The organism is Saccharopolyspora rhizosphaerae, assembly GCF_003931915.1.
GTDB classification, from domain to species: Bacteria; Actinomycetota; Actinomycetes; order Mycobacteriales; family Pseudonocardiaceae; genus Saccharopolyspora; species Saccharopolyspora rhizosphaerae.
Genome location: NZ_RSAA01000035.1, coordinates 654,617 through 668,539, shown reverse-complemented (window position 1 = coordinate 668,539; position 13,923 = coordinate 654,617). Strand labels below are relative to the sequence as shown.

At 69.1% G+C, this 13,923-nt stretch carries 15 protein-coding genes, 3 tRNA genes and 1 pseudogene; 10 read left to right on the top strand and 9 right to left on the bottom strand.

From position 1 onward, the window contains the following. Positions 1-206: 206 nt before the first annotated feature. From EIL87_RS26145 to EIL87_RS26120, 7 genes are all read left to right on the top strand, one after another. Positions 207-446 carry a hypothetical protein gene (locus EIL87_RS26145; protein ID WP_125093210.1) on the top strand — a complete coding sequence of 80 codons (240 nt, stop codon included), beginning with the start codon at positions 207-209 and terminating at the stop codon, positions 444-446. 154 nt (positions 447-600) lie between these two features. Beyond that, on the top strand, positions 601-888 hold the full coding sequence (locus EIL87_RS26140) for a helix-turn-helix domain-containing protein (RefSeq protein ID WP_125093209.1): 288 nt from the start codon (positions 601-603) through the stop codon (positions 886-888). A gap of 219 nt (positions 889-1,107) precedes the next feature. Beyond that, on the top strand, positions 1,108-1,266 hold the full coding sequence (locus EIL87_RS26930; protein WP_158628698.1) for a hypothetical protein: 159 nt from the start codon (positions 1,108-1,110) through the stop codon (positions 1,264-1,266). Positions 1,267-1,572: 306 nt separating this feature from the next. Further along, a tRNA-Glu gene (locus EIL87_RS26135) sits at positions 1,573-1,645 on the top strand. Between the two features lie 23 nt (positions 1,646-1,668). Further along, a tRNA-Asp gene (locus EIL87_RS26130) sits at positions 1,669-1,745 on the top strand. Positions 1,746-1,774: 29 nt separating this feature from the next. Then, a tRNA-Phe gene (locus EIL87_RS26125) sits at positions 1,775-1,848 on the top strand. 626 nt (positions 1,849-2,474) lie between these two features. Further along, positions 2,475-2,831 carry a hypothetical protein gene (locus tag EIL87_RS26120; protein ID WP_125093208.1) on the top strand — a complete coding sequence of 119 codons (357 nt, stop codon included), beginning with the start codon at positions 2,475-2,477 and terminating at the stop codon, positions 2,829-2,831. Positions 2,832-3,251: 420 nt separating this feature from the next. On the opposite strand, the pseudogene EIL87_RS27865 reads toward EIL87_RS26120, so the two are convergent. After that, positions 3,252-4,345 (bottom strand): annotated as a pseudogene (locus EIL87_RS27865) (MFS transporter). Positions 4,346-4,599: 254 nt separating this feature from the next. Between EIL87_RS27865 and EIL87_RS26105 the strand changes: the two are divergent. Next, a complete protein-coding gene (locus tag EIL87_RS26105) occupies positions 4,600-5,190 on the top strand; it encodes a pyridoxamine 5'-phosphate oxidase family protein (protein WP_125093205.1) in 591 nt (196 codons plus the stop codon). Between the two features lie 17 nt (positions 5,191-5,207). Here the strand turns inward: EIL87_RS26105 and EIL87_RS26100 are convergent, their stop codons facing one another. Together EIL87_RS26100 and EIL87_RS26095 are read right to left on the bottom strand one after the other, a co-directional pair. After that, on the bottom strand, positions 5,208-6,116 hold the full coding sequence (locus EIL87_RS26100) for a dihydrodipicolinate synthase family protein (protein ID WP_125093204.1): 909 nt from the start codon (positions 6,114-6,116) through the stop codon (positions 5,208-5,210). Positions 6,117-6,186: 70 nt separating this feature from the next. Then, positions 6,187-6,825, bottom strand: a complete 639-nt coding sequence (locus tag EIL87_RS26095; RefSeq protein WP_125093203.1) for a LysE family translocator — start codon at positions 6,823-6,825, stop codon at positions 6,187-6,189. A 61-nt stretch (positions 6,826-6,886) separates the two neighbouring features. On the opposite strand from EIL87_RS26095, the gene EIL87_RS26090 reads away from it, so the two are divergent. Both EIL87_RS26090 and EIL87_RS26085 read left to right on the top strand, forming a co-directional pair. Then, the gene (locus EIL87_RS26090; protein WP_125093202.1) at positions 6,887-7,417 is read left to right on the top strand and encodes a CGNR zinc finger domain-containing protein; all 531 of its coding nucleotides are present in this window, start codon (positions 6,887-6,889) and stop codon (positions 7,415-7,417) included. Between the two features lie 12 nt (positions 7,418-7,429). Beyond that, complete coding sequence (locus tag EIL87_RS26085) at positions 7,430-8,110, top strand: dienelactone hydrolase family protein (protein ID WP_325049516.1); 681 nt, start codon at positions 7,430-7,432, stop codon at positions 8,108-8,110. Between the two features lie 227 nt (positions 8,111-8,337). Here the strand turns inward: EIL87_RS26085 and EIL87_RS26080 are convergent, their stop codons facing one another. From EIL87_RS26080 to EIL87_RS26055, 6 genes are all read right to left on the bottom strand, one after another. Further along, positions 8,338-8,958, bottom strand: a complete 621-nt coding sequence (locus tag EIL87_RS26080) for a hypothetical protein (RefSeq protein WP_125093200.1) — start codon at positions 8,956-8,958, stop codon at positions 8,338-8,340. Between the two features lie 182 nt (positions 8,959-9,140). Beyond that, on the bottom strand, positions 9,141-11,492 hold the full coding sequence (locus EIL87_RS26075) for an ATP-binding cassette domain-containing protein (protein WP_125093199.1): 2,352 nt from the start codon (positions 11,490-11,492) through the stop codon (positions 9,141-9,143). A gap of 11 nt (positions 11,493-11,503) precedes the next feature. Continuing rightward, positions 11,504-11,914, bottom strand: coding sequence for a VOC family protein (locus EIL87_RS26070; RefSeq protein WP_125093198.1), 411 nt, complete (start codon positions 11,912-11,914; stop codon positions 11,504-11,506). Positions 11,915-11,924: 10 nt separating this feature from the next. Beyond that, positions 11,925-12,365, bottom strand: a complete 441-nt coding sequence (locus EIL87_RS26065; protein ID WP_125093197.1) for a helix-turn-helix transcriptional regulator — start codon at positions 12,363-12,365, stop codon at positions 11,925-11,927. Positions 12,366-12,417: 52 nt separating this feature from the next. Then, the gene (locus EIL87_RS26060) at positions 12,418-13,002 is read right to left on the bottom strand and encodes a TIGR03086 family metal-binding protein (RefSeq protein WP_125093196.1); all 585 of its coding nucleotides are present in this window, start codon (positions 13,000-13,002) and stop codon (positions 12,418-12,420) included. 66 nt (positions 13,003-13,068) lie between these two features. Further along, positions 13,069-13,746, bottom strand: a complete 678-nt coding sequence (locus EIL87_RS26055; protein WP_125093195.1) for a maleylpyruvate isomerase family mycothiol-dependent enzyme — start codon at positions 13,744-13,746, stop codon at positions 13,069-13,071. Positions 13,747-13,923 lie beyond the last annotated feature (177 nt).

Sequence of the window (13,923 nt, the reverse complement as noted above, 5' to 3'; positions counted from 1 at the left end):
GGTTGTCGACCTGCTCCCTCCGGAATGCGTGCGCCGTTCCGTTCGTTGTCCGGATAGGACGCAGGTTGTGGCGCACGCAATATCCGAAGTGGATCGACACACGCACGCGATTACTCTCAGTTGACAACGAATCACTCTCTGGGGGGCTGCGGTTGTTGACAAGCTGTGGATAACCTGCGGCCGACACCCGAGGCCTGGGAGGCGCCATGTACGGGTCGCTGGACGTACGAAAGTTCTTGTGGCAGCAGGAAGACGGGCAGTCGCGGCCATCGTCCGCGGTGCCTGGGCAGCGCGTCGGCGAGCCTTCGCGCATCTCGGAGGAGCAAGTCCACCGAGCCAGGGTCGCCGTCGCTCGCAGCGCCGAGAGCGCGGAGGACTGCCGCCTGCTGCTGGACATGCTGGGCTTGGTCCCGGACGACGACGGGCAACCGCCCGTGGCGCGCTGACCTGGGTCGCGCTGAACGCCGGACCGGGCGCGGACCGGCGATGCGGCGAGACGAGCTCGATCACGAACTCACGGTCGGCACGCGATCTCCGAACGTGTGATGCGCGGTTGTTCCGCTGGGCGAAAGACTGGGTTCCGGAGTAACTTCCGGTGGCATGTTGATCACCCCTTCGGGCGTGGTGTCGCCCGCACGGGCGGGTCAGGCACTGCCGTCGGGGTCGGAGTCGATCTATGCCGCAGCAACACGGGGCACGCGTCACCCGATCCTGGTCGCCGCGGCCGAGGAGATCGACCGGGTCGGCTACGAAGCTGCGAAGCTCAGCGCGATCTTGCGCCACTGTGCGACGACCAAGGGTGCGTTCCACTTCCACTTCAGCGGGAAGCCGGAGGTGGCGGAGTGGAAACCCTGGTCGCCCACTACCGCGACAACCTCGCCGAGCTGAGCAGTCGCTGGTACGAGGGCGCGCAGGACCCGCTGGCCACGATGGTCGGCCTCACCTGCGACACGGCGCGCCGCCTCGAAGAAGACGTGCTGCTGCGTGCCGGCCTGCTGCTCGCGAGCAACCGCATCGGCACTGACGCAGATGGCTGGGCGTCCCTGTTCGACGACCTCATCAGGGCGTCCGACCGGGGTGCTGCGGGCCGGCGTGGATCCGACGGCGATGGCTCGCCTCTGCCACGCGGTGGTCGCCGGTACCAACTTGCTCGCCGCCTGCGAACCGCAGCGGCTCACCGCCCGCATCGAGGAGTCGTGGCGGGTGCTGCTGCCGGGCCTCGTCACCGACGGCGCGCGGGCGGTCGACACGGGCGGCCGCGCTTGAGTCGTGGATCACAAAAACCGGCTCACGTCCGATTCGACCGTTTCGGGCGGTGGTAACCCCGTGCGGGCGGTTCTCGGGCCGCCAGGGTCGCGGCTTGCCGGATCTGGCTCACGGGCTGGTCAGAGGGCTAGGATTGATCCATGGCGCGGGGCGCCGGGGCGGCCCGCGAGAGTGTCGCGCCGCTTAGGGGGCCCCCCGTTTGGGCGGCCGGAAGCGTGTGTCGTAAGCTTTCATCATCGCCAACGGGGCGCCCCGAAAGGGAAAGCCGGTTGGAGGCGAAGGCCGGGCCGGTTCCGGATCGGTCTAGCCCCCATCGTCTAGCGGCCTAGGACGCCGCCCTTTCAAGGCGGTAGCGCGGGTTCGAATCCCGTTGGGGGTACGAACAACTGAAGAGTGAAGCATGGCCCAGTGGCGCAGTTGGTTAGCGCGCCGCCCTGTCACGGCGGAGGTCGCGGGTTCGAGTCCCGTCTGGGTCGCCAAGGCGAACGGCAACGCGCCGGACGCTATCGGCCAGGTAGCTCAGTTGGTACGAGCGTCCGCCTGAAAAGCGGAAGGTCGGCGGTTCGACCCCGCCCCTGGCCACCGCTCAGAGCTGCAGGAAAGCCCCTCCGGATCCCGGAGGGGCTTTTTTGGTCTCCGTCTGGGTCTCAGCTCAACGTGACAGGTCGAGCGCGAGCTGCTGCGGCTGCAGGCGGTGCGAGCGATCGAGCGGGAGCGGATCCACAGCGTCAGTCAGCCCGAACTTGAGCCACCTCGATGGTGTGCGCACCGGGCAAGGTGACTCCGCCAGCTCTTCCTCGAACCACCGTGCGGTCGCCCGGCAGGTCCCGCCGCACCTGGACCCGTCAGACCGTGCACCTGCCGGGACGCTGATCGAGTGCGACTCCGTGGCCGCCGCCACCGGCCGGAACGCCCCCCGCTCGAAACTGATCACAGCGTTCTCGACGCGAGTCCGTGCCCGGCTGACCGACAGCTCCGCGGCCCTTCGGCCCTTCCTGCCCCGACGCCGTCTGCCGAGACTGGCTTCGAGGTGATGACACATGCGTCATGCTCTCTTCGCCTTAGCCCTGGCGGGATCGTGCCTGGGCCTCGGGGCTACGGCCGCTGCTGCCGACCCCTCGGTTCAGCCTGCTGCTCAGTCACAGGGCTCGGCAGTTCAACAGGAACGGGACAAGTGCTTCGCGACGTATCGGACCAAGCAGTCGCGCGTGCGGTTGTGCACGGTCTCCGGGCAGGTCTACTACCACGGTTCCGGCGCGGCCGGGTCGATCACCCTGCCTGCCGATCGCATCTCCGCCGGGACGTACGAGACCGAGGAGAACGATGGTCACGTCTACACCATCAACTCCAAGGAGTTGGTGATCACGCGCGACGGTGAGGTGATCTCCGAGCAGCCCGTGATCTCCAAGAAGCACAGGTCCACGACGCAGAAGCCCAGGTCGAAGAGCCCGCGGGAGGAGGGAACCTTCAGCTACCGCTCTCCGAGCACCAGCTGCGTGCAGAAGGGCGACACCACCACCTGCACCACGCCCTACGGCACTTACAGCTACACCTACGAACGCTGATCTTCCGTCCGGAAACCGTAGCAAGATCCCTCGTCACCGAGCCTGCCGCTGCAGGTCGGCGCCTCGCAGGGCGCTAGCCAGCACGCGGTCGAGCTGGCCGGGGCTGCGCCGGTGACCGCCACTGGCGTGCGAAGCGTTTCTTGGTTCCACGCGTGCCCCATCGGCCGATCGTGATCGGGACGTGCCAACCCGGGTGTTCCGGCTTGAACATGGACCCACGGGTTCGCCGAACGGCGAAGAGCCGGTAGAAGCGCTCGGTCTCGGGTGGGCTGCCCCCGCCTGGTCGGCAGCGGCTGCCCCTCCCTCACGGCTCCGTCAGTCCTGCTGACAGCGAAGACGTCGACCCGCTCGCTCGGTCCTCCGGGGAACCGGAAGTCGAGGCTGCACCCCAGCCGGTGTTGCTGCGGCCTGCGGAACCAGTCAGGAGTGGGGTTCGCTCCGCGAACGGTGCGCGATTTCGGACAGGACCAGCGCGAGGATCAGTCCTGCTCCGGCGAGCAGACCGATCGATCCCGGTCCGAATTCCGCGATGGCTGCGCCGCCGCTCTCCCCGGAGAGCGCGATGGCGAGGTAGAGGACCGCCCCGCTGAGCGCGACCGAGAGGGAAGGTTGCGCGCCGAGGCGCAGGATGCGTGAGGTCTGCGGAGCGCTCACTCCGAACCCGATGAGCCCGTAGGCCGCTGCGGCGACCACGGCCGTCGGGAGCGATGCGCTCCACAGCGGCGTCAGCACGAACACGATCGCGAGTCCGACCAGTGCTCCGGCGACGACGGGACGTCCTCCGAACCGGTCCGCGAGGCGGCCGGCCACGAGGTTGCCGACGATCCCCGAGACTCCGAGGACGGACAGGAGCACCGCCCACCACAGTCCGCGCCCTCCGGTGGCGTCGGCGACCACGACTGAGATGTAGGTGTAGGGGATGTAGATCGCGGTGAACGCGACCAGGGTGGTTCCGAGGAGCGCGAGCACTCTGCGGTCGATGAGCGGCGACAACCGCTGGCGCAATCCCAGCGCCTCGTGGTCGCTCGCTCGAACTGGCGGGATCCACGTGACGACCGCGAGCGCTGCCAGGACCGCCAGCGCCGACAGCGAGGCCATCGTCGCCCGCAACCGGCCAGCGCTGCGAGCGCCGTACCCAGCGGGGCGCCTACCGCGATCGCGACCGTCATCCCGGTGGTCACGGTGGCCACCGCTCGGCCTTGCCGTTCCGGCCCCGTGATCGCCGCCGCAGCAACGGTGGCTGTGGGCAGGAACAACCCCGCTCCGCAGGCAGCCAGGACCTGCGCGACGAGCAGGAGGCCGAACGACCCGGCGACACCGCTCACGGCGGTTCCGGTCAGGTAGGAGCCCAAGGCCAAGAGCAGAACGGCTCGTCGATCCCACCGGACGGTCGCGGCCGCGAGCAGCGGGCCGGAGATCGTGGCGGCGAGGTCGAAGACCGTCACCGCCTGACCGGCCCTCACGACCGTGACCTGCAGGGAGCGTGCGAGTTCTGGCAGCAGTCCTGCCAGCACGAGTTCGCACGTCCCGACCACGAAGGCGCCCGCACCCAACAGGGCTGGTGCGCTCGCGGAGCGCCGCACACCTCTCCCCACCACGGCAGGTTCTCGACCGGATCAAGTCGACCACCTGCGGGTGGAGGTCACCAACGGTTTTTCGCGGTGTCGGCCGGCCGCCCGTGGGCGACTGTCTGAAGGCGCGCGTGGACCGAGGGTGATATCGGTCCCACATGAGCTCGATCCCCGAGCGTCCGCGTCATGCTCGGTTCATGGGGAAGAGTTACGAGCGCATCCAGGGCAGGTTGCGCGCCTTCATCGAGGCGCAACACATCTTCTTCACCGCGACGGCTCCGTTGGACGGGGACGGCACGGTCAACCTCTCGCCGAAGGGCATGACCGGTTCACTGGCCGTGATCGATGACCGGACGGTGGCCTACCTCGACTTCGCCGGCAGCAACGCTGAGACGATCGCGCACCTGCGGGAGAACGGCCGCATCACCTTGATGTGGTGCGCTTTCGAGGGACCGCCGAACATCGTGCGCGTCCACGGACGAGGAGAGCCGGTCTTCCGCGACGACGAACGCTGGACCGAGTTGCTGCGCCACTTCCTGGAAGTGGACCCGACCCAGAACGGGTTGCGGGCGATCATCCTCGTCACCGCGGAGAATATCCGCGACACCTGCGGGTACGCGGTGCCGTTCATGACGTTCACCGAGGACCGCGCACTGCACACCTCGCGGTTCGCGCGCGAGACGGACGAGTCGCTCGACGCGTACTTCCACAAGAAGGAACACATCGCCACGAGCATCGACGGCCTTCCGGGCCTGCCCTTGCCGCTGCCGCCACTCCCAGATCGGTAGGCGTACCCAGGGTGCGGTCAGTGCAGGGCGAGGCGTTCGACGACCTCGACCACGTCGGCGCGCTCGTCCGAGCTCAGGCCGTGCAGAGGGCGCGGCAGGGTCGGGTGCCCGACGAGACCGAGGACCTCGGCGATCGCGGAGACGACGCGCAGGCTTCCGTGGCGCGTGAGCAGGTCCCAGAGCGGCTGCAACCGTTCCGACTCCGCGGTCGCGGACGCTGAATCCCCTGCCTGCGCTGCGCGTGTGATCGCCACGGCGGGTTCGGGCACGGTGCCGGCGAGGACGGAGTTCCAGGCGTCGCACCCGGTGATCAGACCGGTCGCTGCCAGCGGGTCGACGCTCACCCCGAGGGTCACCGACGAGGGCAGCACCGCCCGGAGGTGGGCGATGCGGGCCTCGGCTTCGTCCGGAGTGGCGGGCACGCCGGGGATCTTGATCGAGGCGATGTTCGGCAGCTCGGCGATGCGGGCGTGGAGCTCGTCGGTGAAGGTGAAACGCGTGGTGCCGGGGTTGTCGTAGACCACGAGCGGAACCGAGAGCTCAGCGGTGACGTCCTCGTAGAGGCCGAAGACCTCGTCCGCGGTCAGCGGGTGGAACGACATCGGCGGGAGCAGGACAGCCGAAGCGCCCGCGCGCTGCGCGTCCTCAGCCAGCCTGAGCACCTCGCGGGTCCGCATACAACCGATGCCGACGATCACGGGGATGCCGCCGGCGTGCTCCACGGCCAACCGTGCGACGCGGGCGCGCTCGTCGCGGTCGAAGTAGGGGTAGCAACCCGTGGAGCCGAGAGCGGTGATCGAGTCCACCTCCGCAGCCGCCAGTCGGTCGAACAGTCCGACGAACGCCTTCTCGTCGATGCCGTCGTCCGTGGTGGGCGTGAGCGGGAACGCGCTATCCGGTGAGCACGGGTTCCTACCGTGTGCCAGATCAGCACCCCAGCCGAGCCGATGTCGCGCCAGGCCCTCGAGCTGGCCGCGAAGTCCTCACCGCTGCTCTTCAACGGACGGTGTCGATCAGGAGGAGGGTCGCCAGAGCGCCGTAGACACCAGCCGCGAACCGTTCCAGCGATGTTCGAACCCTCCCGTTGTGCAGTACCCGGTCGCGGATCGTCCCAGCGGCGCAACCGATCGCGAGATCCACGACGAGCGCCATCACCTGCAGGACCAAGCCGAGCACGAGGAGCTGGAAGACGGGGTTCTGGCGGGCACCGCCGAGGAAGTGCGGCAGGAAGGCGGTGAAGAAGAGCATGATCTTCGGGTTGGAGATGTTCACCGCGAACCCGCGCCGGAACACCTTCGAGGGCCTCACCGTGGACGGTTCCCACGGCGCGCCGCTGGACCTCCAGGTCGTCCACGCGAGGTAGGCGAGGTACGCGGCGCCTCCGAGCTGGATCGCGTCGACGACGCCTGGTGCGGCGGCGAGGAACGCTCCGAGGCCGACGGCAGTGAGGACCACGTGGACGCTGACTCCTGCGGTGATGCCGAGCGCGGCTCGGATCGCGCCCGTCCGTCCGGTTTTCAGCCCGGTGGCGACGATGAAGGCCATGTCGGGCCCCGGAGCAAGCAAGATGATGGCGACGGCGGCGAGGAATGCGGGCAGGACACTGAGGTCGATCGACGTGTAACCCCATGGCACGTTGTCACAGGTTACCAGTCGCGTAACCAGGAGGAAGAGGTTCCAGGGTTACGCTGGCGCCATGTTCACCGTCCCCCTGCTCGACCTGAGCTGCCTGGTCGAGTTCGTGAACGAGTACGCCGATCGCCCGCGTGCGGTAGCGGACGAGCAGGCAGCGCCGTACCCGGATGCGTCCGAACTGTTGGCCTGGCCGGGCGGTTTCCCCGAACACACGCTCGCTGACCTCGCAGGAGTGGCGAATGCGATCTACGGTGTGTTCTCGTCGGCCGGTGAAGGCCGTGCTCTCGACGAGTTGAACGTCGTGCTGCGATCAACCGGCCCCACCCCGGTAGCGACGGAGTCTGGGCTGCGCTGGACGGTCGACAGACCGGAGGGGGTGCTCCCCGCAGCGCTGGCGACCTGCGTGCTCGACTGGCTCCTGAACCACGGGCAGGCGCGGATCGGAACGTGCGGGGCTTCCCACTGCGTGGATGTCTACGCGGATGCCTCGCCGGCTGGTCGGCGAGTCTTCTGCTCGTCGACCTGCCTGAACCGTCACAAGGTCGCCGCCCATCGGCGGCGTCGATCTCGAAGTCGAGAGCAGCCCGGATGACATGCGCACGAGGTGCGGGGACCGGCTGTGCCTCGGCCCTGTTGGCGCGTCAGTGCTGGTCTTGGGGCCTGGGGTCATGATGGTGGGGTGGCTCGGGTCGTGTTGTTCCACTCCGTTCTGGGGTTGCGCGCGGTGGAGCTGAACGCTGCTGAGCGGCTTCGTCGCGCTGGGCACGAGGTGGTGGTGCCCGATCTCTTCGGCGGGGGTACCGCCTCGACTCTCGAGGGAGGGTTTCGGCTGCTCGAGCAGGTCGGTTGGGCGGTGGTGGTCGAGCGTGCCCGGCGCGCGCTCGCGGGTGTGCCGGGTGAGGCCGTGCTGGCCGGGATGTCCATGGGGACGGGAGTGGTGTCCGCGCTCCTGCCGGAGCGTCCCGCGACCGGAGGCGTGCTGTTCCTGCACGCGGCCGCCGATCTTCCCGAGCCCGTCCGCTCCGGTCTGCGGGTGCAGTTGCACGCGGCGGACCCGGACGAGTTCGCACCGGCCGAGCGCGTTGCGGCGCTGCGCGAGGTGGTGCGGCGGTCCGGGCTCGAGCTGGAGGTCTTCCGGTATCCGGGCGTGGGCCACTTCTACACCGACCCGGAACTCCCCGACCACGACGTCGCTGCGGCGGAGCTGACCTGGCGACGGGTGCTGGACTTCCTGGAGCAGGACGCAGGACGTGCACGCAGCAAGGCGGGTTGCGAGGAGCGGTGAGTCCCGCACGGTGAGCGGTCCAGGCCCAGTGCCGGGCCCGTTGAGGTTGTGGTGTCCACCGCGGGAGCGCATCGGCGCTGCTGTGGTCGGCCGTCCGGCGTGCTAGGTCACCGCCGACGCCGCCGTGAGCACGGACCTTGCTCACGGCGGCGTCACAGCGGTTTGTCGACATGGCCATTGCTCGCGGAGTCGTCCCCGGGAGAGGCGCCCGAGGAGGTGATCGATGACTACGGGCGCTCGAACCACCCCGCCGGGAAGCACGGTGCTGCACCGGCGATCGCTCGGCGGCACCAGCTCGCCACCTCAGCCCCCACCTGCTCCGGGGTGAGGGGCGAGGTGTCGATGACGGTCATCGCCCACTCCGGTCCTGGCGAGCGGTCCGTCCAGCGTTCCCAGCGCATGTCGGACCAGCCGTCCTGGGTGACGGCTTCCGGAACGTGGCCGGGGTCGGTGGCGTGGGCGCGCAGCCAGGTGGCGAAACCCTGGTGCAGGGGGACCAGCTCCTCGGGGTCGCCCCGACGCGCGAGGCGGTCGAGGTGGGTCTGCTCGTCGACGTCGAGCAGGCAGGCGGCGACGACGATCCGGTCGGCGCTGGGAGCGGCCAGCACCTCGCCCACCGGGACCGGGTCCCCTGCGAAGAGCAGGTGCTTGCCCTCGGCTTCGAGGTCGATCGCACGTCGGACCGCGACCTCCACCTGCTGCTGACGCCAGGCGACGGTCGGCACGGCGGGGATCGCTCCGAGCGTGAACAGCTCGGCGGTCTCGAAGGACTCGTCGAGCTGGTGACGGGCGTGCAGGCGCGCGGTGGTCTTGCCGACGCACGACGCACCGCTGACCAACAAGAGCACAGTTCCTCCAGGCATGACTCGGGAGGCGCCGGGATCGTGGCGCCAGGACTCGCGGAAGCCGAGTCAGCCGAGGCGGAAGAAGAACTGCTGCATCACGGCGCGGAGCCTAACGACCGGAGTCTCGGCGGCTCCACCGGATTTGCCAGAGGGTGGCCGCCTCGTCGGGGTGGCCACCCCCGGGCTCAGGCGTCGACGTAGGCGGCGAGGTGCTGTGCCGTGAGGGTCGTGCCGGACTTGACCAGCTCGGCAGGGGTGCCTTCGAAGACGATGCGGCCACCGTCGTGACCGGCCCCGGGACCCAGGTCGATGATCCAGTCCGCGTGGGCCATGACCGCTTGGTGGTGCTCGATGACGATCACCGACTTGCCGGAGTCCACGAGCCGGTCCAGCAACCCGAGCAACTGCTCCACGTCGGCCAGGTGCAAACCGCTCGTGGGCTCGTCGAGGACGTACACGCCGCCCTTCTCGCCCATGTGCGTGGCGAGCTTGAGGCGCTGCCGCTCACCCCCGGACAGCGTGGTCAGCGGCTGCCCGAGCCGCAAGTAGCCGAGCCCGACCTGGTCCATGCGCTCCAGGATCTTGTGCGCCGCTGGTGTGCGGGCCTCGCCGGAGCCGAAGAAGTCCTCGGCCTGGGCGACCGACATGTCCAGCACCTCGCTGATGTCGTGACCGCCGAACCGGTACTCCAGCACCGAAGCGTTGAACCGCCTGCCCTCGCACTCCTCGCAGGTCGTGGCGACGGTGTCCATGATCCCCAGGTCGGTGTAGATGACCCCGGCGCCGTTGCAGTTCGGGCAGGCGCCCTCGGAGTTGGCGCTGAACAGCGCCGGCTTCACGCCGTTGGCCTTGGCGAAGGCCTTGCGGATCGGGTCGAGCAGTCCCGTGTAGGTCGCCGGGTTGCTGCGCCGCGAACCGCGGATGCCGCTCTGGTCGACGGCCACCACGCCTTCGTCGGCGCGGAGGGAGCCGTGGACCAGCGAGCTCTTGCCCGATCCCGCGACACCGGTGACCACGCACAGCACCCCGAGCGGGACGTCGACGTCGACGTCCCGCAGGTTGTTCGCGTCTGCCCCGCGGATCTCCAGCGCACCGGTGGGCTCGCGGACGTCGGGCTTCAGCGCAGCCCGGTCGTCGAAGTGCTTGCCGGTCACGGTGTTGCTGGCGCGCAACCTGGCCACGTCACCCTCGAAGCACACCGTTCCGCCGTCGGTGCCGGCGCCCGGCCCCAGGTCGACGACGTGGTCGGCGATGGCGATCGTCTCGGGCTTGTGCTCGACGACCAGCACGGTGTTGCCCTTGTCGCGCAACCGCAGCAACAGGTTGTTCATCCGCTCGATGTCGTGCGGGTGCAGCCCGATCGTGGGTTCGTCGAAGACGTAGGTCACGTCGGTCAACGACGATCCGAGGTGCCGGATCATCTTGGTGCGCTGCGCTTCACCGCCGGAGAGCGTCCCGGCGGACCGGTCCAGCGACAGGTACCCAAGACCGATCTCGACGAACGAGTCGAGCGTGTGGCGGAGCTTCCCGAGCAGCGGCTTCACCGACGGCTCCTCCAGGTCGCTGACCCATTCCGCGAGGTCGGTGATCTGCATCGCGCAGGCGTCGGCGATGTTGATGTCGGCGATCTTCGACGACCGTGCGTTCTCGTTGAGCCGGGTGCCCTCGCACTCGGGGCAGGTGGTGAAGGTGATCGCCCGGTCCACGAACGCGCGGATGTGCGGCTGCATCCCCTCGCGGTCCTTGGACAGCATCGACTTCTGGATCCGCGGGATCAGGCCCTCGTAGGTGACGTTGACACCGTCGACCTTGACCCGCGTGGCTTCCTTGTGGAGGAGGTTGTGCAGCTCCTTCTTGGTGTACTTGCGGATCGGCTTGTCCGGGTCGAGGAAGCCCGAGCCCATGTAGATCCGCCCGTACCAGCCGTCCATGGTGTAGCCGGGGATGGTCAGCGCGCCCTCGCGCAGCGACTTCGACTCGTCGTAGAGCTGGGAGAGGTCGAAGTCCGAGACGTTGCCGCGCCCCTCGCACCTCGGGCACATGCCGCCGGTGACGCTGAACTCGCGACGCTCCTTGACCTTCATCCCGCCGCGTTCCATCGTCACCGCACCGGCCCCGCTCATCGTCGCGACGTTGAACGAGAACGCCATCGGCGAGCCGATGTGCGGCTTGCCGAGCCTGCTGAACAGGATCCGCAGCATCGCGTTGGCGTCGGTGGCGGTGCCGACGGTCGAGCGCGGGTCGGCGCCCATCCGCTCCTGGTCGACGATGATCGCGGTGGTCAAGCCGTCGAGGACGTCGACGTCGGGCCGCGCGAGCGTCGGCATGAAGCCCTGCAGGAACGCGCTGTAGGTCTCGTTGATCATCCGCTGCGACTCGGAGGCGATCGTGCCGAAGACCAGCGAGCTCTTGCCCGACCCCGACACGCCGGTGAACACGGTCAACCGGCGCTTCGGGATCTCGACGCTGACGTCCTGGAGGTTGTTGACCCGTGCCCCGTGCACGCGGATCAGGTCGTGGCTGTCGGCAACGTGCATGGCGGCTCCGTTCAGCTCAGTTCCTGGATGCGGATCAGGTTCCCGGCGGGGTCGCGGACCGCGCAGTCGCGGATCCCGTAGGGCTGGTCGGTGGGTTCCTGCACGATCTCGGCGTCGCCGGCCTGCAGCTTGTCGAACGTGGTGGCGAGGTCAGGGGTGGCCAGCACGATCATGGAGTAGGTGCCCTTGGCCATCATCTCGCGGATCATCTGGCGCTCGTCCTCGGTGAGGCCCGGGTCGACGCCCGGCGGGTGCAGCACGATGGAGGTGTCGGGCTGGTCGACGGGGCCCACGGTCAGCCAGCGCAGACCGTTGTAGCCGACGTCCTTGCGGAGTTCGAAGCCGAGCAGGTCGCGGTAGAAGGCCAGAGCTGCTTCCGGGTCGTCCTGCGGGAGGAAGCTGGCGTTGATGCGGATGTCCATGTCAACCACGCTAGGAGCCCTTGGGGGACGGCGCTTCTCGATTCCTGACCGGTCTGGTGACCTGCTTGGCCAGGCACGGGACCATCGACGCGGTCCCGGCGGCCTCCCGCCGGTAGGTGCTGGGAGGCACTCCGACGAGCTCGGTGAACCGCGTGCTGAACGTCCCCAGCGACGAGCAGCCGACCTCGAAGCACACCTCGGTGACGCTCAGGTCGCCGCGCCGCAGCAGCGCCATGGCCCGTTCGATCCGCCGGGTCATGAGGTAGGCGTAGACCGACTCGCCGTAGGCGGCGCGGAACCGGCGACTGAGGTGCCCGGCGGACATGTTGACCCCGCGCGCCAGCGCCTCGACGTCCAGCGGCTGGGCGTACTCGCGATCGACCCGATCGCGCACGCGCCTCAACAGCGCGAGCTCCCGCGACCTCGCGGAATCACCTGACCTGCTCACCAGCAGGATGGTGCCACGTCACCCGGACAACCGCGCCCATTCCGCTCGAACCGGATCAGGGTCGGCGCCCGGTGAGCGCCAGCAGCTCCTGGAACGGGGTCGGGTTGGCTGGGACCGGTTGGGCCGGTCCGAACATGCCCTCGGAGCGCAGGTCGTCCTCGCTGCTCTGCGACTGGAACCGCAGGACCGCGTCGACGGCGGCGTCGTCCGGCGAGTAGGGCACGCCGATCGCGCACGCCACGTCCCAACCGTGGAGCACCGATTCCGACAGGCTGACGTTCGCGATCACCCATCCCGGCGCCGGCCCGAACGCGAACTCGTGCGGTTGGTCGAGGGCACCCGACCGGCCGAAGGCGGCCAGGTCGAACCGCGCCGCCTCGTCGAACGCAGCTCCCAGCTCGTCACCGAACGCCGGTGGCTCCTCGGTCGGCAGCTCCGGGGACTGGTCGTTCACGGCCTTCCCGAAGTAGGTCGCGCCTCCGACGAGGTGCCCGCCCAGCTGACCGACGGTCCACCGCTCGCACGGACTCGGCGCGTCCGAGCGCTCCGCCGGAACTGCGTGGAGCACCACCGAGGTGGTCGCGTAGCTGCGCTCCAGCAGTTCGACCAGTTCCGGTCCCATCACAGGGTCTCGTGCCATGTCCGCCTCCCGTTCCGTTCCGCTGCAGAGGTGGACCACCGGCCCGGCGAGAAGTCATCGCTGCGGTCACGGGACCAGGGGGCCCACCAGCGTCGAGCGTGCGGTGTCGTGGTCTCCGGTGCAGGAGATCGGTGGGTCGTCCAGCCGCCCGCGGTTCCAGAGGAGGAGGTAGAGCGACTCCGCCGGCGCCGCGATCTCGGCGACGGGTTCGCCCGGCCCGTAGGTCCAGGTCGCACCGACGTCGGTGGCGTGGAAGCGGACCGCTCGCCGTGGAGCCGAGGTGCGGTCCAGGGCGACTTGGCGCGGGGCCATCGTGCCGAGGACCTCGTCGACGCCGTCGGCGGCGAGCCCCGGGTCGATCGGGGTGGGTCGGCCGAGCGCGTTCTCGGCGTCCCACCGGTGCACCATCGTCTCGTGGCAGCGACGGCGGCGCCAGAAACCGACCGTGCGGGGCGGGGCGAAGGTCCAGGCCGGAGTGTCCGGCGAGGCCGACAACTCCGCCAGCATGGTCTCGCATGTCCCCGCGAACCAGGTGTCCAGCGAGTCCGCGGACACCGGGACGTGCTGGTGGTCGCCGTGCAGATCGCGGACCGCCGTGGCGACCCAGAGGTTCTCGTTGCCGAGGTGACCGGCCAGGCCGAGGACGTTCCACCCGGGGCAGTGCTCGACCGGGGCGGAGAGGTCACCGCTGAGCAGGACGCGGAACGCTTCGAGCTGCCGTCTCAACTCACCGAGGAAGTCCATGCGCGGACCGTAGACCCGTGGTCTGACACCTTCGGGATCTTCAGACCAAGGTGTGTGAGCCGAGTTGCCGAGCCTTGATCTTCCGTCCGAAGTGATCGGACCGTTCTGGCACAGCTGTCCAACTTGGCCACCACGGGCGCCGTCCACGGCGAAGGTGGGCCAGGAATAGCGACGCCC